The organism is Paenibacillus sp. 598K, assembly GCF_003851045.1.
Lineage (GTDB): Bacteria > Bacillota > Bacilli > Paenibacillales > Paenibacillaceae > Paenibacillus_D.
In genome coordinates this window covers 1-18,192 of record NZ_BFBX01000031.1, presented here as the reverse complement: position 1 = coordinate 18,192, position 18,192 = coordinate 1, and the positions used below count along the sequence as shown (strand labels likewise).

Here is an 18,192-nt window from a genome sequence, read left to right as displayed (position 1 = left end):
GCGGCGGGCGCTCGCCGATCGCGAGCGCGGACTCGGCTTCATGAAGCTCGAGGCCGAGGAGGAGGCGCTGCGCCATATCGCAGCCCAGGCGAGCGGCGACATCCGGCGCGCGCTTAATGCGCTCGAGCTGGCTGCCGTGACGACGCCCTCTGAGCCGGACGGCACGGTCCGGATCACCGTGCAGGTCGCCGAGGAATCGATCCGCCAGCGGACGGTCAAGGCGGACGAGTCGACGCAATACGATGTGCTGTCGGCGTTCCACAAGAGCATCCGCGGCTCCAGCGATGCCGCGCTTTTCTGGTTCCTCTATGCCGTCGAGAAGCTGGGCATGGACCCGATGACCTTCCTGCGGCGGCTCATCGTCGCCTGCAGCGAGGATATCGGACTGGCCAATCCGCAGGCGATGGTGCAGGCGGTGACGGCGATGGACGCGTATCACAAGATCGGCTGGCCCGAGGCGCGACTCAATATTACGCAGGCGATCCTCTTCGCTGTCGAGTCCCCCAAGTCCAACGCCGTCGTGACAGCGATTGACAAGACATTGCGGGCGATGGATGCGGTTGGCCGGGTCGAGGTGCCGATGCATCTGCGCGACACCCATTACAAGGGCTCGGCCGAGCTTGGGCACGGCGGCTATCGTTACCCGCATGATTACCCCGGACATTATGTGCAGCAGCAGTATTTGCCGGATCAGTTGGGCGACAAGCTGCTGTATGACGCGACGGAGCAAGGAATGGAGGAGAAGATCCGGCTCAACCGCCAGCGCAGATACGGCGCTCGTCCCGGCAGTTGAGGCTGAAGCCTGCGATCGGCAGCAAGCAGAGCAAAATATGCAGCATAAGCAAGCAAATGATGTATAAAGTCCATCCCATCCCGAATAAACATCGTTTAGCAGTCGAAACGGACATTTGACGACAGGAGGCTGGATCGACTAAGCTATAGGATAAGTTTCGACTTTATTTGACCATCTAAAGGAGGTGCGCCTGTCATGGTCCTGCCCGGCTGCCGGGAGGGGATGACAGGGAATCGTTGGAGGACCCATTACCGATAGTGCCGTTATTAATGAACTTGATGCTCATTATGTTTCTTGTCTTTATGAACGGTTTTTTCGTTGCTGCCGAGTTTGCCATGGTGAAGGTCAGGGGCACAAGGATCGATACGCTGGTTGCGGAAGGGAATCGGAGAGCGAAGTTCGCTTCTCACCTGACTGCCAATCTCGATGCGTATTTGTCGGCTTGCCAGCTGGGCATCACATTGGCTTCGCTGGGCCTGGGTTATGTCGGCGAGCCCGCCATTGCCAAGATTATCGAGCCGTACCTGAAGGGCTGGTTCGGATTAGGCGATGTGCTCGTCCATACGATTGCATTTCTAATTGCGTTCTCAATCATTACGTTTCTCCATATCGTGCTTGGCGAGCTTGCCCCCAAGACGCTGGCGATCCGCAAGTCGGAGAATGTCACGCTGCTCACGGCAGCGCCGCTTATGCTGTTCCACAAGCTGATGTACCCGTTTATCTGGTTCCTCAACGGCACCGCCAACTGGCTGCTGAAGCGGGTAGGCGTCGAGCCGGCCTCGGAGCATGACTCCGCGCATACCGAGGAGGAGATCCGCATCCTGATGAAGGAGAGTCACAAGAGCGGACTGATCGACAACACCGAGCTGACGCTGATGGATAATATTTTTGACTTCGCCGAGACCAGCGCGCGCGAGATTATGATCCCGCGCACCGAGATGTCCTGTCTGTACGCCAACCGCTCTTATGCGGAGAACAGGGCGATCGCGCTGCAGGAGATGCATACTCGCTTCCCGGTCTGCGACAATGACAAGGATAATATTATCGGCTTCGTCCATATCAAGGATATCCTGAAGACCGAGGCTCCCGGCCTGAGCGACATCAAGCAGATCATGCGGCCGATTACGACCGTGCCGGAGTCGATGCAGATCAGCAACCTGCTGAAGCTGATGCAGAAGAAGCGAACCCAGATCGCCATCCTGATTGACGAGTATGGGGGCACCTCGGGGCTGGTGACGCTTGAGGACATTATGGAGGAGATCGTCGGGGAAATTCAGGACGAATTTGACGAGGAGCGTCCCGACATCGAGAAGAAGACCGAGGACTGCTACTCCATCAACGGACTGATGCTGATCGAGGAAGTGAACAGCTTCTTCGGCCTTGACATCGACAGCGAGGATTACGATACGATCGGCGGCTGGATTTACTCCCAAATCGAAATTCCGCCCAAAAAGCAGCAAAAAGTCGCTTACGGGTCCTTTGACTTCGTCATCGAGGAGACTGATCATCTGCGCATCGCGCGGATCGGCGTACGCAAGCGGTTCGAGGAAAAGGATGAAGATATGTGGCTTCAAGCTGGCTCCGGCTAAGCTTGAGGTCGCTCCTATACAGGTGATCGCCCCGTACGGGGCGTCCTTGCACCAACGCCAAAACGGCTGCCCCGCCCGGCTTCGCAGGAAGCAAGGGGACAGCCGTTTTTCATTGCGTACTGAGCGGCACTGCGCTGCTCGCCCGGTTACCGTAGGCAAGCAGGAGCAGCCGCTTCGCCAGCGATTATACACCTGCAGGCGCAATCTTGCGGACGAGATCGATCGTGCCGCCGCCCAGACACGTCTCGCCGTCGTAGAAGACGACAGCCTGCCCCGGCGTGATCGCCTTCTGCTGTTGGTCGAAGACGATCTCCGCCGTGCCGCTGGCCGCATCCCAGGCGACAGTGACGCCTTGGTCCGGCTGCCGGTAGCGGAACTTGGCCGTGCAGCGGAACGTCTCGCTCGTCGGCGACTCGCCGAGCCAGGTGACGCCCGTCGCCGTCAGACCTTCCGAGTACAGGCTGGCATGCGACTCGCCCTGCACGACATAGAGGCGATTGCGCGCCAGATCCTTGTCGGCGACGAACCAAGGCTCGCCAGTGCCTGAGCCGCCGATGCCGAGGCCTTGACGCTGACCGAGCGTATAGTACATCAGGCCGTCATGGCGCCCCTTGACCTCGCCAGTCGCGATGTCGACCATCTCGCCCGGCTGCGCAGGCAAGTATTGGCTGAGGAAGGTTTTGAAGTTGCGCTCGCCGATAAAGCAGACGCCAGTGCTGTCTTTTTTGGTCGCTGTAGCGAGACCCGCTTCGGCTGCGATCTTGCGCACCTCCGCTTTGGGTAAGTGACCGATCGGGAACATCGCTTTGGCGAGCTGCTGCTGACCGAGCGCGTGCAGGAAATACGTCTGGTCCTTGTTGCTATCTACGCCACGAAGCAGTCTGGTCAGACCATCCTGACGCTCAACGCGGGCATAGTGCCCAGTAGCGAGGTAGTCAGCGCCAAGCTCGAGCGCCTTGGCGAGGAAGTCGCCGAACTTGATCTCCCGGTTGCACATCACATCTGGATTGGGCGTACGGCCACGTTTGTATTCGTCCAGGAAATACGTGAATACCTTGTCGAAGTACGCCTGTTCAAAGTTGACCGTATAGTGAGGGATGCCGATCTGTTCGCAGACGCGGGCTACATCCTCGGCGTCGTCCTCGGCTGTGCAGTGACCGAACTCGTCGGTGTCATCCCAGTTTTTCATAAAAATGCCGACTACATCGTAGCCTTGCTGCTTGAGCAGCAGGGCGGCTACGGACGAGTCGACGCCGCCGGACATGCCGACGACTACGCGCGTGGAAGCACGGGTTGCGCTCATGTACATTCACCACCTGGATTAGCTTGACCTTCATTCTGTCTATTGTATCACGGCAAGCGAACTTTTTCACGGCTCGGGCAAGCTTTTTCACCCACAACGTGATCGGATATGTTAACATAGAAGCAATATGGGAATACAATGAATTGTATAATCTATGCAGGCCCGGCTATTCGCCTGCAATCATCCTAAAAAATGACGGTGCGAGGAACCGGGAAAGAAGGATTGCTATGAAAATATCAACTAAAGGCCGTTACGGCTTAACCATTATGATGGAATTGGCAATGAAGTTCGGGGAGGGCCCGATCTCGCTCAAAAGCATCGCAGAACGAAACCAGCTCTCGGAGCATTATTTGGAGCAATTGATCGCGCCGCTCCGCAACGCCGGACTCGTAAAAAGCGTCCGTGGCGCTTACGGCGGCTATATCCTGTCGAAGGAGCCGGAGCAGATCACGTCCGGCGACATCATCCGCATCCTGGAGGGTCCGATCTCGCCGGTCGACTTTACCGAGGAGGACGACCCGGCGAAGCGCCACCTGTGGCTGCGCATCCGCGACAGTATCGCCGAAGTGCTCGACTCGACGACGCTGGCTGACATGATCTCTTATCGGGATGAAAGTGAAATCGACAGCTATATGTTCTACATCTAAGGAGAAGCCATGAATCGAATCTATCTGGACCACGCGGCGACGACGCCGCTCGCGCCCGAGGTGCTGGAGGAGATGACCGCCATTTGGCTCGGTCCGGGAGGGAATCCGTCTAGCGTCCACAGCTTCGGCCGCACGGCCAAGCAGCGGGTCGGTCGAGCGCGCGACCGAATGGCGCAGCTGCTCGGCTGCGCGTCCGCCGAGCTGGTCTACACCTCCGGCGGCACCGAGAGCGACAACATGGGGATATTCGGCGCAGCCTGGGCGCAGCGCCGCAAGGGCAAAGATCATATCGTGACGACGGCGATCGAGCATCATGCGGTGCTGCATGCGATCGAACGGCTGGAGGAGCAGGGCTTCCGCGTGACGAGGCTGGAGCCGGACCGCAGCGGCGCAGTCGCAGCGGAGCAGGTCGCCGCAGCGATGGACGAGCAGACAGCGCTCGTGAGCGTCATGTATGTCAACAACGAGACCGGCACCGTCCAGCCGATCGAAGCGATCGGAGCGGCCGCGCGCGCGCGCGGCATCCCTCTCCATACCGATGCCGTGCAGGCGCTCGGCCGGCTGCCGCTACGCCTGCATGAGCTGCCAGTCGACCTGGCCAGCTTCTCGGCGCACAAGATCAACGGTCCGCAAGGAGTAGGCGCTCTGTATGTCGCCAAGGGTACAGCGCTCGTACCGCAGCTGCTCGGCGGGCCGCAGGAGCGCAATCGCCGGGCCGGTACAGAGAACGTCGCCGGGATCTGCGGCTTCGCCCGCGCGCTGGAGCTGGTGGAGAGCGGTCGCGAGACGAAGCGTCAGACGGTGCGGGAGCTGCGGCACCGCTTCCTGGAGCTGCTGACGGAGGAGCTGGGAGCGGCGGGCTGCATCGTCAACGGCGGCTCGCCCGAGCTCGTGCCTGATATCGTTAACCTGAGCTTCCCCGGCCTCTCGGCGGAGTCGATGCTGATGAATCTCGACATCGAGGGTGTCGCAGCCTCCGGCGGATCGGCTTGCAGCTCTGGCGCGCTGAGCCGTTCGCATGTGCTGCTGGCGATGGGACTTGGCGAACTGGCGACGAGCGCTGTACGATTCAGCTTCGGAATGGGCAATACTATAGAAGATATCGCGCACGCGGCGCAAAAAATTGCAACCGTCGCGAAGCGGCTTCGTAATATGGTCTAGGAGGCTCTGCCCGTGCTCAAGCTTCAGCATTTGATCGGTCTTCCCCTGATTGCCGGTACGACTGGCAGAACAGTCGGCAAAGTCAAAGACATCTGGTTCGACGAGGCATGGCGGCTGCGCGGCATTATTGCCGATTTTCGCGGCTGGCTGGGCAAGCGCGTCTACGCGGTGAACTGGGACGATGTGCAGACTTGTGGCAGGGATGCGCTCATATTGGCTGGCGACGACGCTGTGAGACGGCTGTCGGCCGGCGAAGTGATCCGCTGCTTCAGTTGGGGAGAGAGCAAGCTGAGGGATCGGCCGGTCTTGACGACAGACGGCGAACAATTAGGGCGCATATCGGATGTTTATTTTGAACCGATTAAGGGTACACCTATAATAGGCTACGAATTAACGGATGGTTTTATTTCAGATGTAATGGAAGGGCGTTATTGGCTCAGGGTTGCGCAGTTCGCTGAAGAGATCATGTTAGGCGAGGAAGCGGTTCTTGTGCCTGAGAGCGCTAGACATGAACTGCATAATATGACCACCTCCGAATCGGATCGATAGGGAGACCAGTTGTATGAAATGTCCCAATTGCAATTCCAAGGATATCGGCAAGATCGGCAGCCACCAGTTTTATTGCTGGGGATGCTTTATCGAGCTGACGGTCAACGGCGACAAGATGTCCGTGTACCAGGTGGAGGAAGACGGCACGCTCAGCTCGCTTGACGATCTCTTTTTCGAAGAGGAACTGCCGCAACTGCATATGTAACCATTGGAGTGTAAAATGGATGAAGAACGGCCTATGGGCCGTTCTTTTGTGTTTCTGCCCAGATCCCCACTTTGTGGGGTTATTTTGTATTTTTGTTAGGTGCTCAGGATGATCTTTTGATAAATTACATATACTGTAAGGACATGCTGTGGAGCTCATCTGAGAGGGGACGAAGGGGAAGTGGAGAAATGGATGCGCAGCAAATCGGCGGCCATACTCGTATTCGGCATACTCGGCCTGGTGGCGGTGCTCCTGCTGCTGCAGCTCAAGCCGGTCTTGATCGCCGTCTACAGCTTCGTCAAAGCGGTCTTCGGACCGTTTGTCCTGGCGATGATCATCTCGTATGTGCTGAATCCGGTCGTAGGCGCGCTATCCGATCGCCGCGTGCCTCGCGGCGTAGCCGTGATGTTGATCTATGTCGTCTTCCTCGCGGCAATTGCCGTCCTGCTCATGCACATGGTGCCGCTATTGATCCGCCAGTTGGACGAGCTGAACAATCATATGCCGGAGCTGACGCTGCGCGCGCAAAGCCTGTACAAGCAGATGAATCAGCTGTCGTTTTTGCCGCAAGGGCTGCGCGAAGGCATCGAGCAATCGTTAATCCAGCTTGAGCGAAAGGCTTCGGCGGCTATCCTTGATTTTGCCAACAACATTGGAGCGGTGCTTGACGCGTTGTTCATCGCCTTTATCATTCCGTTCCTGGCTTTCTATATGCTGAAGGATCTGGATGTGTTCGAGCGGACCGTCATGACCTACGTGCCACGGTCGCATCGTCAGGGAGTAGTGCGCATGTTGAAGGAAATCGACGAGGCGCTAGGCAGTTATATTCGCGGCCAAGTGCTCGTCTGTCTGCTGGTCGGCTTGCTCGCTTACCTCGGCTATTGGATCGTCGGCCTGCCTTATCCGTTCCTGCTGGCTGGCATTGTTGCCGTCTTCAACATCATTCCATATGTCGGACCGTTTTTTGGCGCCGCGCCGGCGCTGATCATGGCCGCGACGATCTCATGGAAGATGGTGTTGCTAGTGCTGGCGGTCAACCTGATCTGCCAGGTGCTCGAGGGCAATGTCATCTCGCCCCAGGTCGTCGGCCGGACACTTCATATGCACCCGCTGTTCATTATTTTTGCGCTGCTTGTCGGAGGAGAGGCAGCCGGCATTCTGGGGATGATCCTGGCCGTGCCGATCTTCGCCGCGCTCAAGGTCATTGTGCAGCATGTATTCTCCTACTATATTCGTCGCAAGACGATTTGACAGCTTGCGCTGGCAGCGGCTATACTGTACTTAAATTACCAAAGCGATGATGAGATAGAGTAGGCGGTAGCCCGTTATCCAGAGAGGAAGTTCCGTCATGTTAGCGTCCCGTGAGGCGCGCGAGACGGCTGCAAGAACTTCCTGACGAAGAACCGCTGAAAGCTGATCTCGGAGCGTGGGTCAACTCCAACGGCAAGGACCCGTTATCGTCCTGCGAAGGCGATTGCGCGCCCGTCACTTCTGTGTGGCGGCAGAGCGCGATAACCAGGGTGGTACCGCGAATGAGATTCGTCCCTGCAACTGTAGGGGCTTTTTTTAATTTTATCAGGACATGGGGGCTGTATATTGTATGAAAGCCAGTGAAATTAGATCCAAGTGGCTCGCTTTTTTTGAGAGCAAGGCGCACACTATCGAGCCGAGCGCTTCGCTCGTGCCGCATAACGACCCTTCCTTGCTGTGGATCAACGCCGGCATGGCGCCGCTCAAGCCGTATTTCGACGGACGGGTCGTCCCGGACAACCCGCGTATTGCCAACTCGCAGAAGTGTATCCGCACTAACGATATCGAGAATGTCGGCAAGACGCGCCGGCACCATACGTTTTTTGAGATGCTGGGCAACTTCTCGATCGGCGATTATTTCAAGGAAGAGGCCATCACCTGGGCATGGGAGTTCCTGACCAGCCCGCAATGGATCGGCTTCGATCCTGAGCGGCTCTCCGTCACCGTCTATCCCGAGGACGAGGAGGCATATCGGCTCTGGCACGAGAAGATCGGTCTGCCCGCCGAGCGCATCATCAAGCTGGAGGACAATTTCTGGGATATCGGCGAAGGCCCGTGTGGCCCTTGCACCGAGATTTTCTATGATCGCGGCGACAAGTATGGCGACCTCTCCGATCCCGATTGTACGGTAGGAGGAGAGAACGAGCGCTTCCTGGAGATCTGGAACCTCGTATTCTCCCAGTTCAATCATAACAAGGACGGCAGCTACACGCCGCTGCCGAACAAAAATATCGATACCGGCGCCGGTCTCGAGCGATTCGCCTCGGTGCTGCAGGATGTCGATTCGAACTTCGACACCGACCTGTTCCGTCCGATCATCGACCGTACTTGCGAGCTGGCTGGCGTCCGTTATAAGGAGCGGGAGGAGACTGACATCGCGCTCAAGGTGATCGCCGACCATATCCGCACCGTCGCTTTCACCGTAGGAGACGGCGTCATGCCGTCCAACGAAGGCCGCGGCTACGTCATGCGTCGTCTGCTGCGTCGCGCCGTGCGATACGGCAAAAAGCTCGGCATCGACCGGCCGTTCCTGTACGAGCTGACGCCGGTCGTCGGTGAGATCATGGGTATGTACTACAATGAAGTGGTGGAGAAGCGTGAGTTCATCGAGCGCGTCATCCGCACGGAGGAGGAGCGCTTCCACGAGACGCTCTCCGACGGACTGGCGATCCTCGCGGAGCTGGCCGAGAAGGCCAAGTCGGCGGGCGAGCAAGTGATCTCCGGCGACGATTGCTTCCGACTGTACGACACCTTCGGCTTCCCGCTTGATCTGACAGAGGATTATGCGCTCGAGCATGGTCTGAGCGTCGACCGGGACGGCTTCGAGGCGGCGATGGAGCGTCAGCGCGAGCGCGCCCGCGCCGCCCGCGCCGACACCGGCAGCATGAAGACGCAGGGCGGACCGCTGTCGGAGCTGGCGGTTAAGTCGACCTTCATTGGATATAATGAACTGGTAGCTGAGGGGATCGTGAAGGCGATCATCGTCGACGAGCAGATCGTCGATCTCGCGCCGGAGGGCAGTACTGCGCTCATCGTGCTCGACGTGACGCCGTTCTATGCGGAGAGCGGCGGACAGACGAGCGATCACGGCACGCTGCGCTCTGCCGGGGCAGAGGTATCGGTCGAAGCGGTGTTCAAGGCGCCGCAGGGGCAGCCGGTGCACCGCGCGACGATCGCCTCCGGCACGCTGCGCGTAGGCGACAAGGTGCGGGCCGAGGTGTCCCGCCAGTCGCGCGAGGACATCATTAAGAATCATACGGCGACTCACCTGCTGCACAAGGCGCTCAAGGAAGTGCTGGGCGATCATGTCAATCAGGCCGGCTCGCTCGTCGAGGCCGAGCGGCTGCGCTTCGACTTCTCCCACTTCGGCAGCATCAGCGAGCAGGAGCTGGCCGCGATCGAACGCCGAGTGAACGAGCAGATCTGGACCGGCACGCCGGTATCGATCGCCGAGAAGCCGATCGCCGAGGCGAAGGCAATGGGCGCAATGGCGCTGTTCGGTGAGAAATACGGCGACGTCGTCCGCGTCGTCTCGGTCGGCGACTACAGCATCGAGCTGTGCGGCGGCTGCCACGTCGCCAACACGGCGCAGATCGGTATCTTCAAGCTGATCAGCGAATCGGGCATCGGCTCCGGCGTGCGCCGGATTGAAGCGGTGACCGGCAAGTTCGCTTATGCGCATATGGAGGGTCAACTCGAACTGCTGAGGCAAGCGGCAGACCTGCTCAAGTCCTCGCTGCCCGACGTGCCCAAGCGGATCGAAGGGCTGTACGCGCAGGTTAAGGAGCTGGGCCGCGACAAGGAAGCGCTGCAAGCCAGACTCGGCCGCATCGAGGCGGGCTCACTGGAGCAGCAAGCCAAGCAGGTCGGCGGCGTAACGCTGCTAGCGTCCGAGGTGAAGGCATCGGGCATGGAGGCGCTGCGCGGCATCGTCGACGAGCTCAAGGGCAAGCTGTCGCAAGGCGTCATCGTGCTTGGCGCCGTTCAGGAGGACAAGGTCAACCTCGTCGTTTCGGTATCGCCGGAGTTGGTCAAGCAAGGCTTCCATGCCGGCAAGCTGATCAAGGAAGTCGCTGCGCGGTGCGGCGGCGGCGGCGGCGGTCGTCCAGATATGGCGCAGGCGGGAGGCAAGGATCCGTCCAAGCTGCAGGAAGCCTTACAGCTTGCGGAAGAACTGGTTCTTTCACAGTCAAGTGTGATATGATAGGGGTAGCATAACTGCTTTACCTGAAAGCGAGGTGCTGGCAATGAGTTCCATGGATAAAACGATGAAGTTTGATGTGAAGCCGGAAGAGCTGGAAACCTCATCGCAGGAAATTCTGTTGAGCGTGTACGACGCCCTGGAGGAGAAGGACTACAATCCGATCAACCAGATCGTCGGCTATCTGCTCTCGGGAGATCCAGCGTACATTCCGCGTCACAACAACGCCAGAAGTCTGATCCGCAGGAAAGAGCGCGACGAGCTTATTGAAGAGCTCGTCCGAAACTATCTTCGTCAGCACAGATAAGCGAAACACCTATTCGAAATGAGGCCGGATCAGGCAATGCGCATTATGGGATTGGATTACGGCGACCGCAACATCGGCGTGGCGGTCAGCGACGCGTTTCGCTGGACAGCGCAGGGGATTGGCGTCGTTCACAAACGCAGGGACGACTCGGAGCTTGATGAACTGGCAGCGCTTGTGCGCGAGCATGAGGTGTCGGAAATCGTCGTCGGATTGCCCAAGAACATGAACGGCACGATCGGTCCGCGTGGCGAAATTTGCATCGCTTTTGCGCAATCCTTGCGCGAGCAACTGAATTTACCTGTTCACCTTTGGGATGAACGGCTGACCACCGTATCCGCCGAGCGCACCTTGCTCGAGGCGGACATCAGCCGCAAGAAGCGCAAGCAAGTGGTGGACAAAATGGCGGCAGCGCTCATTTTGCAAAACTATCTCGACTCTAAAACGAAAAGGTGAGGGTAAAGATGACAAATGACGACATGCAGTTCGAAGAGCCGGAAATTATTTACATTCCGGACGAAGAGGGCAACGAGGAAGAATTCGAAGTCATTATGAAGTTTGAAGTCGACGGCTCCGAACAGAAATATATGATGGTCGTGCCCTTGAGCGCCGAAGAGGAAACGGATGAGGAGTCCGAGGAAGTGTACGCGTTCCGCTACGAGGAAGATGGCGACGATCTGAAGCTCTATACGATCGAGAGCGAGGAAGAGTGGGATATGGTCGAGGAGACCTTCAACACGCTCCTGGCCGAGATGGAAGAGGAAGCTTAGGATGTCGTCAGAGGATCGCGCAGGCACGCCTGAGCGGCAGAGCGAGCTCCGCAGCCGGTACGGCCGCCAGCTCGCTCTCGTGTCGGAGGACGGCAGCGAGGAGATGTATGCGATAGCTGCCGAATACCGGCTGGACGGGCAAGTGTACGCTGCGCTTCAGACGTCGGCGATGAAAAAGCAGGACGAGCTGGCCTTCTTCCGTGTCGTGCCGAAGGAGGATGGCGATTTCGAGCTGGACGCTGTCACCGACGAGGACGAGTGGGAAGCGGTCGCCGAGGCGTATGACGAGCTGCTGTTCAGCGAAGAGGAACGGTCGTAGTACAGCATCATACGGAGATGACGAAAAGGACGGCGACCCCCGTCCTTTTTGAACTGTAGATTAACACCTCAGGGGGGATTTAAACGCGTGGATGCAGCAAGATATCGTCGCAAACGCAAAAACCGCATTACATTGATCGTCATCAGCTCGATCCTCGGGGTGATGCTGATCGGCGTCGCCAGCGTAGCGCTCTATGTATGGAATGGTTTGCGCCCGGCGCCGGCCGGCGCGGTAATCGAGGTCGAGGTGGCCAAGGGCGCTTCTCCGAACCGGGTCGCAGAGACGCTGGAGAGACAGGGCATTATCCGCAACAGTTTCCTGTTCAAATATTATTTGCGCCTGCAGGACGAGGGGCCAAGCTTCAAGGCAGGCAACTATGAGCTCAGACCCGGCATGAAGTTGGATGAAATCATCGCTAAGCTTAACAGCGGTGAGACGATCCAGGCCGAGACCGTGCGATTCACGGTGCCGGAAGGCTTTACGGTCGTGCAGATGGCCGAGAAGCTGGCGGCGGAAGGGCTCGTCGACAAGGATCGTTTCCTTGAAGCAGCAAGCTCGCAGGCGATGCTCACCAGCTCCACAGCGGCTGGACGGATTACAGCCAGCGACAGTAAAAACCAACTGCTCGAGGGCTACCTGTTCCCGGAGACGTACGAGATGATCAAGGGAAGTACCGAGGAGGACATCATCAAGCGAATGATGCAGGAGCTTGATCGCAAGCTGCAGCAGCTGCCGGAGGACTGGGAGGAGGCGCTGGAGGCGCGCGGCGTCACCTTCCATGAGATGATGACGATCGCCTCGATGGTCGAGCGGGAGGTTGTGCTGCCCGAGGAGCGGGCAGTCGTCGCAGGCATCATTTACAATCGTCTCGGGGACAACATGATGCTGCAGATCGACGCGACGGTGCAGTATGTGCTCGGCAAGCAAAAGGAACGTCTGATGGAGAGCGATCTGGACGTCGACAGTCCGTACAACACGTACCGACATACCGGACTGCCGCCGGGACCGATCGCCAGCCCAAGCCTGGCCGCCATCGAAGCGGCGCTGTACCCGGAAGATACGAAGTACTTCTACTATGTGACCAAAAAAGACGGCTCGCAGGGGCACTACTTCTCTGTCACCTACAGGGAGCATCTGAAAAACAAACGGCTAAGCGAACAAAATCAAAGCCAGAACGCCAGCTAGGAAGGAGAAACATCCATGACGCAAAAAACGGAGCTGCTCTGCACGGCTGCCTCTCTCGAGGAGCTGCAGCGTCTGATCGATGCTGGAGCCGATGCCTTCGTCATCGGCGAGGCCCGTTATGGCATGCGGTTGCCCGGCGACTTCACGCCGTCGCAGATCGCCGAGGCGGCAGCGCTGGCTGCGCCCCGCGGCGTGCGGATCTATGTCTCGATCAACAACTTGATCGAAAATGAAGCGCTGGCCGAACTGCCGGGGTATATCGATGCAGTCGCTGAGGCGGGCGCGCATGCGATCGTCTTCGGCGATCCGGCTGTCCTGACAGCGGTGCGGGCGGCTCACCCCGGGCTGGCGCTGCACTGGAATGCAGAGATGACCTCGACCAACTATGCGACAGCCAACTTCTGGGGGCGTCGCGGAGCGACCCGGGTCGTGCTGGCGCGCGAGCTTAATATGGAGCAGATCCTCGAGGCCAAGCAGCACACCGACATGCAGGTCGAGGTGCAGGTTCACGGCATGACGAACATCTATCATTCCAAGCGTTATCTGCTCCAGAGCTATGGCGACCATCAGCGGATCGTCGGCGAGCGCGGACTGCCAGCCGGAGAGCTGCAGCACAGCAAGGAGCGCGGACTGTACCTGATGGAGGCGGAGCGGCCCTACGAGCGTTTCCCGATCTTTGAGGACAGCAATGGTACGCATGTTATGAGCTCGGGCGATATTTGCATGCTTGAGAATCTGCACGAGCTGCTGGAGGCAGGCATCGACAGTCTGAAAATCGACGGCTTCATGAAGTCGAGTGCGTATAATGAAGCCGTGGTGCGGGCCTACCGCCAGACGATTGAAGCTTATTACGCCGATCCGGCAGGATATGCCTTTGACGAATCGGCATTGGAGCCGATTCGGGCGCTGCAGGACCCGGATCGGGAGCTGACGTTCGGATTTTTCTATAAAGAGCAAGTGTACTGAGGAAGGGAGAGCTAGCATGGCTACTGAAGTATTGCCAAGCCGCAAGGGCAAGCGCCACCGTCTGGAGCGCCCCGAGCTGCTGGCTCCGGCCGGCAACCTGGAGAAGCTGAAATTCGCCGTCCACTATGGCGCCGATGCCGTCTACATCGGCGGACAAAAGTACGGTCTGCGGTCCAATGCCGACAACTTCAGCTTCGAGGAGATGCGCGAGGGCGTGGAGTTTGCCAACCGCTACGGCGCCAAAGTATTCGTCGCCACGAATATCTATGCGCATAATGAGGATATCGAAGGCTTGGAGGAGTATTTGCGCAATCTGGAGGAGGTCGGCATCGCAGCGATTATCGCCGCCGATCCGCTGATCGTCGAGACGGCGCTACGCGTCGCGCCCAAGCTGGAGGTTCATCTGAGCACCCAGCAGTCAACGTTGAACTGGCAAGCGGTCAAGTTCTGGAAGGATGAAGGACTGCCGCGCGTTGTCCTCGGACGGGAGACGAGTCTGGAGCAGATCGCCGAGATCAAAGCCCATGTCGATATCGAGATCGAGGCATTCATACACGGCGCGATGTGCTCGTCTTATTCCGGTCGCTGCGTGCTGTCCAATCACTTTACCGACCGCGATTCGAATCGCGGCGGCTGCTGCCAGTCCTGCCGCTGGAAGTACGACCTGCTGGCTGCGGATGTGGAGGAGCCCGCTGAGGACGAGACGCAATTTACGATGGGGTCCAAGGACCTTTGCATGATCGAGCATCTGCCGGCGCTCATCGAGTCGGGGATCGACAGCTTCAAGATCGAAGGCCGGATGAAAAGCTTGCATTATGTCGCTACGGTCGTCAATGCGTACCGTCAGGCGATCGACGCGTATTTTGCCGATCCCGAAGGGTATGTGCTGAAGCCGGAGTGGGTGGAGGAGATCAATAAGGCGGCCAATCGTCCGCTCAACACCGGCTTTTTCTTCGACACCCCCGGGGCGGAGGACCATATTTACGAGCCGGAGGACAAAGCGGCCCCTTATGACTTCGCTGGCGTCGTCATGGATTACGATGATGCGACCGGCTTGGCGACGATTCAGCAACGCAATCATTTCAAGCCGGGACAGGAGATCGAGTTTTTTGGACCCGGAGGTTTCTTCAAGCAGACAGTCGGGGAGTTGACAGATGCCGAAGGGAATGCGCTGGATGCTGCCAGACATCCGTTGCAGCTTGTCCGTTTTCGTGTCGAGCAGCCGGTTCATCCGATGGATATGATGCGCAAGCGGATTGGCAAGGGCAGTCGCCAATAATTTTACACAACTGGGAAGACTCTTCCTCGATCCTCTTTCATGGATTGGGAGAAGAGTTTTTTATTGCCTATTACAAAAGTCCCGGGTCCTGCCGATAAATAGAGTGTACATATGTGAAGTAGCTGTAAATCTCGTAGATTAAACGACCAGGTGGTGTAACATTGTGAAATGGGTAGAGAAGTCAAAGGAAAAATTGGCTGGCATACGGAAAGGTGACGGAAATCAAGCGCAGAAGCCTAAACCGGCAGCGGGAGGGCAGGGAGCCCGCTCGTTTAAGCTCTCGTTTAACCGTTCCGTCGGGACCAAGCTGTTTTTGCTTATTTTTTGCAGTATTCTATTATGTGTGGTGACCGTAGGTACATTTTCCTATCAGATCTCCAAAAATATTATCGAAGACAAAGTGGCAGATTCCAGCATGCAAACGGTTACACAGACGGCGAGCAAGCTTGATCTCATGTTCCAAAATCTGAACGAGCTGACGATGCAGCTTATCTTCGACAACGAGATCCAGAACAGTCTCAACACGCTCAATAACGCCAAGCAGGATGCATACGAGCAGTTCGAGGCGGTCAAACGAATCGATACGAAGTTCCAGTCGATGCTGATGTCCAATACGACGATCGCAGCTGGTTATCTGATCCCGATCAAGGAAGGGCTGAACCCGATCACAAGCGGGGCCAGCTCCACCGATTATGATGCGATCCGCTCGTCTGAGTGGTTCCAGGAGGTCGTCGCACGCGGCGGTCAGCCGCTCTGGCTGCCGGCCGAGCCCAACGGCAACTCGGGCTCGCTGCGGGAGCCGGCGCTCAGCATCTCGCGGCTCGTCAAAAGCACGAGCAGCAATCAGGAGATGTATGTGCTGCTGCTGGAGGTGAAATATTCGGAGCTGATGTCGCAGCTCTCCGGGCTTAATCTGGGCCAGGGCAGCGCGATCAAGATTGTCGACGACCAAGGTCGCCTGATCTTCACCGAAGATCTGTCGGAGCTGACCTCAATCAACGAAGTGATGTTCACGAACGATGAACGTCAGGATGGTCCGTTCTCGAAACGTTCGCAGGACAGCAACAGCGGCCAGGTGCTGGCCGTGTTCAAAAAATTCAACTCCATCGATTGGTGGCTGCTCGGCGAGATCCCGGTCAATGAGCTGGTAAAGGATGCGGGTCAGATCCGCAACATCACCGTTATTGCCTCGCTGCTCGCCGTCGTACTGGCGCTCGGGATTGGCTATCTGGTCATCCGGATGATCGCGATGCCGCTCCGTCAGCTGCGCGACCTGATGACGCTCGGCGAACGCGGCGATCTCACCGTACGGTCGACGATACGCAAGAGCGACGAGATCGGCCAGCTGGCGCAGAGCTTCAACCAGATGATGGCGCAGATCGGCTCGCTCGCCAGTCAGACGTATCAATCTGCGTCGGATGTCCTCCAGACAGCGGAAGCGCTTAGCGAGTCGTCCAAGAAGACAGCCGTCTCTGCCAAGGAGATCGCCGTCGCGACGGAAGAAATCGCCGGCGGCGCGACCAGCCTGGCGATGGAGGCGGAGCGCGGCAGCGATCTGACCGACAATATCGGACGCCAGATGAAGCATGTAATCTCCGCCAACAACGAGATGGTCGTCTCGGCTGGCAATGTCCAGCAATCGAGCGAGCAGGGCACGCGCTATATGGACCTCCTGATCGAGAAGACCGGTCTGACCGAGGAGATGACCCGGTCGATGGTGGAGAAGGTCGACAAGCTGAAGGAAAGCACCGGCTCGATCCGCAAAATCCTCGAGGTGTTGAACAATCTGACCAAGCAGACGAACATCCTGTCGCTGAACGCGACAATCGAAGCGGCTCGTGCTGGCGCGGCCGGCCGGGGCTTTATGGTCGTCGCCGACGAGATCCGCCAGCTGGCTGATCAGTCTCGTCAATCAATCGATGTGGTCGGACAGATCACTGAGACGATCCAGCGCGAGATCGACGAGACGGTCAGCGTGTTGTCCGAGGCGTATCCGATTTTCCAGGAACAAATCGTCTCCGTCAAGGAAGCGAATCAGCTGTTCTACTCGGTGCAGAATCAGATGTCGACGTTTGTCGATCGGCTCGATTCGGTCACTAGCTCGATCGGCGAGCTCGATCAATCGCAGACAACGCTCATGGAAGCGATGGGCAGCGTCAGCGCCGTCGCCGAGCAATCGTCGGCAACCTCCGAGGAGGTCGCATCGCTCAGCAACGAGCAGCTCAGCATTAGCGAAGGCTTGGTCAAGCTCTCCGATACGCTGGAGGGTGTCTCCAATGCGCTCAAAGAAACGCTCTCCCGCTTTAAAATCTAGACGCTCAAGGCATGAACGGCGCAGGCATAACGTCTGCGCCGTTTTTTTGTGCGCTGGAGTGCTGTTGCGATGAAGCGGTTACGGTCATACTAGCAATAGGGACCAGTTCGAGGAAGAGGTGGAGCAGCATGGAGGCAAAGTCGACAAGCGGGCGGACATCGAATCGAAGTCAGATGCGGCGAAGGCAGCTTGTCATCGCGATGGCGGCATTGCTCGCAGCAGCGGGCCTGATCGGGCGGCTAGCCTGGCTGCAGTGGCTGCCGGCGATGACCAGCGGCGCCAGCGTCGATCATTGGCATAGCGCATCGATTCAGCAGCGGGAGCAACAAGTTGTGCTCTCTAGCGGACGAGGTCACTTCACGGATCGGCATGGCGTCCCGATCACAGGCGAGATGATCCAGGCATTGGCCGCTTTCCCGGTGCGATACGGGGCCTGGGGGGAGCCAGACGAGCTCGATCGGCTCGCTGCGGCGCTGGACGTGCGGAGCGAAGAGCTGAAGCAATGGCTGGCAGGACTGCGCGAGGCGTCCTTCTGGCAGGCACCCGGCGAGCGCGAGCCGCTGGCGCTGACGGCTCG

17 protein-coding genes and 1 pseudogene are annotated in these 18,192 nt (G+C 58.3%); 17 read left to right on the top strand and 1 reads right to left on the bottom strand.

Annotated elements, in window-relative coordinates:
* The coding region (locus PA598K_RS10610; protein WP_446674098.1) for an AAA family ATPase at positions 1-793 on the top strand (793 nt) is incomplete at its 5' end.
* A 269-nt stretch (positions 794-1,062) separates the two neighbouring features.
* The gene (locus PA598K_RS10605) at positions 1,063-2,382 is read left to right on the top strand and encodes a hemolysin family protein (RefSeq protein ID WP_128656924.1); all 1,320 of its coding nucleotides are present in this window, start codon (positions 1,063-1,065) and stop codon (positions 2,380-2,382) included.
* 184 nt (positions 2,383-2,566) lie between these two features.
* On the opposite strand, the gene mnmA is transcribed toward PA598K_RS10605, so the two are convergent.
* Positions 2,567-3,685, bottom strand: coding sequence for a tRNA 2-thiouridine(34) synthase MnmA (gene mnmA, locus PA598K_RS10600; protein ID WP_128656923.1), 1,119 nt, complete (start codon positions 3,683-3,685; stop codon positions 2,567-2,569).
* Positions 3,686-3,912: 227 nt separating this feature from the next.
* Between mnmA and cymR the strand changes: the two genes are divergently transcribed.
* The 15 genes and pseudogenes from cymR to PA598K_RS10525 all read left to right on the top strand — a co-directional run.
* The gene (gene cymR / locus PA598K_RS10595; protein WP_128656922.1) at positions 3,913-4,332 is read left to right on the top strand and encodes a cysteine metabolism transcriptional regulator CymR; all 420 of its coding nucleotides are present in this window, start codon (positions 3,913-3,915) and stop codon (positions 4,330-4,332) included.
* A gap of 9 nt (positions 4,333-4,341) precedes the next feature.
* The gene (locus PA598K_RS10590; RefSeq protein ID WP_128656921.1) at positions 4,342-5,493 is read left to right on the top strand and encodes a cysteine desulfurase family protein; all 1,152 of its coding nucleotides are present in this window, start codon (positions 4,342-4,344) and stop codon (positions 5,491-5,493) included.
* Positions 5,494-5,505: 12 nt separating this feature from the next.
* On the top strand, positions 5,506-6,042 hold the full coding sequence (locus tag PA598K_RS10585; protein ID WP_128656920.1) for a PRC-barrel domain-containing protein: 537 nt from the start codon (positions 5,506-5,508) through the stop codon (positions 6,040-6,042).
* A gap of 13 nt (positions 6,043-6,055) precedes the next feature.
* Positions 6,056-6,247: a hypothetical protein gene (locus tag PA598K_RS10580; protein WP_128656919.1), complete on the top strand. Its 192-nt coding sequence runs from the start codon at positions 6,056-6,058 to the stop codon at positions 6,245-6,247.
* A 180-nt stretch (positions 6,248-6,427) separates the two neighbouring features.
* Positions 6,428-7,498 (top strand): AI-2E family transporter, encoded by a 1,071-nt coding sequence (locus tag PA598K_RS10575; protein ID WP_260405348.1) that lies wholly within the window; start codon positions 6,428-6,430, stop codon positions 7,496-7,498.
* 349 nt (positions 7,499-7,847) lie between these two features.
* Positions 7,848-10,481, top strand: a complete 2,634-nt coding sequence (alaS, locus tag PA598K_RS10570; protein ID WP_128656918.1) for an alanine--tRNA ligase — start codon at positions 7,848-7,850, stop codon at positions 10,479-10,481.
* Between the two features lie 43 nt (positions 10,482-10,524).
* Entirely contained in the window at positions 10,525-10,785 is a 261-nt protein-coding gene (locus PA598K_RS10565) for an IreB family regulatory phosphoprotein (protein ID WP_128656917.1), read from the top strand.
* 36 nt (positions 10,786-10,821) lie between these two features.
* The gene (ruvX, locus tag PA598K_RS10560) at positions 10,822-11,238 is read left to right on the top strand and encodes a Holliday junction resolvase RuvX (RefSeq protein WP_128656916.1); all 417 of its coding nucleotides are present in this window, start codon (positions 10,822-10,824) and stop codon (positions 11,236-11,238) included.
* An 8-nt stretch (positions 11,239-11,246) separates the two neighbouring features.
* A complete protein-coding gene (locus PA598K_RS10555) occupies positions 11,247-11,552 on the top strand; it encodes a DUF1292 domain-containing protein (protein WP_128656915.1) in 306 nt (101 codons plus the stop codon).
* A 1-nt stretch (position 11,553) separates the two neighbouring features.
* The gene (locus tag PA598K_RS10550; RefSeq protein ID WP_128656914.1) at positions 11,554-11,871 is read left to right on the top strand and encodes a DUF1292 domain-containing protein; all 318 of its coding nucleotides are present in this window, start codon (positions 11,554-11,556) and stop codon (positions 11,869-11,871) included.
* An 87-nt stretch (positions 11,872-11,958) separates the two neighbouring features.
* Positions 11,959-13,056, top strand: a complete 1,098-nt coding sequence (gene mltG, locus PA598K_RS10545; protein WP_128656913.1) for an endolytic transglycosylase MltG — start codon at positions 11,959-11,961, stop codon at positions 13,054-13,056.
* 15 nt (positions 13,057-13,071) lie between these two features.
* Positions 13,072-14,022, top strand: coding sequence for a peptidase U32 family protein (locus tag PA598K_RS10540; protein WP_128656912.1), 951 nt, complete (start codon positions 13,072-13,074; stop codon positions 14,020-14,022).
* A gap of 16 nt (positions 14,023-14,038) precedes the next feature.
* Positions 14,039-15,301, top strand: a complete 1,263-nt coding sequence (locus PA598K_RS10535; protein WP_128656911.1) for a peptidase U32 family protein — start codon at positions 14,039-14,041, stop codon at positions 15,299-15,301.
* Positions 15,302-15,464: 163 nt separating this feature from the next.
* Positions 15,465-17,615, top strand: coding sequence for a methyl-accepting chemotaxis protein (locus PA598K_RS10530; protein ID WP_128656910.1), 2,151 nt, complete (start codon positions 15,465-15,467; stop codon positions 17,613-17,615).
* Positions 17,616-17,743: 128 nt separating this feature from the next.
* Positions 17,744-18,192, top strand: a pseudogene (locus PA598K_RS10525) (penicillin-binding protein); the annotation flags it as partial.

Excerpts from the sequence above, each read along its gene's own strand:
- PA598K_RS10605 (WP_128656924.1), top strand. The coding sequence starts at position 1,063 with ATGAACTTGATGCTCATTATGTTTCTTGTCTTTATGAACGGTTTTTTC.
- mnmA (WP_128656923.1), bottom strand. The coding sequence starts at position 3,685 with ATGAGCGCAACCCGTGCTTCCACGCGCGTAGTCGTCGGCATGTCCGGC.
- cymR (WP_128656922.1), top strand. The coding sequence starts at position 3,913 with ATGAAAATATCAACTAAAGGCCGTTACGGCTTAACCATTATGATGGAA.
- PA598K_RS10590 (WP_128656921.1), top strand. The coding sequence starts at position 4,342 with ATGAATCGAATCTATCTGGACCACGCGGCGACGACGCCGCTCGCGCCC.
- PA598K_RS10580 (WP_128656919.1), top strand. The coding sequence starts at position 6,056 with ATGAAATGTCCCAATTGCAATTCCAAGGATATCGGCAAGATCGGCAGC.
- alaS (WP_128656918.1), top strand. The coding sequence starts at position 7,848 with ATGAAAGCCAGTGAAATTAGATCCAAGTGGCTCGCTTTTTTTGAGAGC.
- PA598K_RS10565 (WP_128656917.1), top strand. The coding sequence starts at position 10,525 with ATGAGTTCCATGGATAAAACGATGAAGTTTGATGTGAAGCCGGAAGAG.
- ruvX (WP_128656916.1), top strand. The coding sequence starts at position 10,822 with ATGCGCATTATGGGATTGGATTACGGCGACCGCAACATCGGCGTGGCG.
- PA598K_RS10555 (WP_128656915.1), top strand. The coding sequence starts at position 11,247 with ATGACAAATGACGACATGCAGTTCGAAGAGCCGGAAATTATTTACATT.
- PA598K_RS10550 (WP_128656914.1), top strand. The coding sequence starts at position 11,554 with ATGTCGTCAGAGGATCGCGCAGGCACGCCTGAGCGGCAGAGCGAGCTC.
- PA598K_RS10540 (WP_128656912.1), top strand. The coding sequence starts at position 13,072 with ATGACGCAAAAAACGGAGCTGCTCTGCACGGCTGCCTCTCTCGAGGAG.
- PA598K_RS10535 (WP_128656911.1), top strand. The coding sequence starts at position 14,039 with ATGGCTACTGAAGTATTGCCAAGCCGCAAGGGCAAGCGCCACCGTCTG.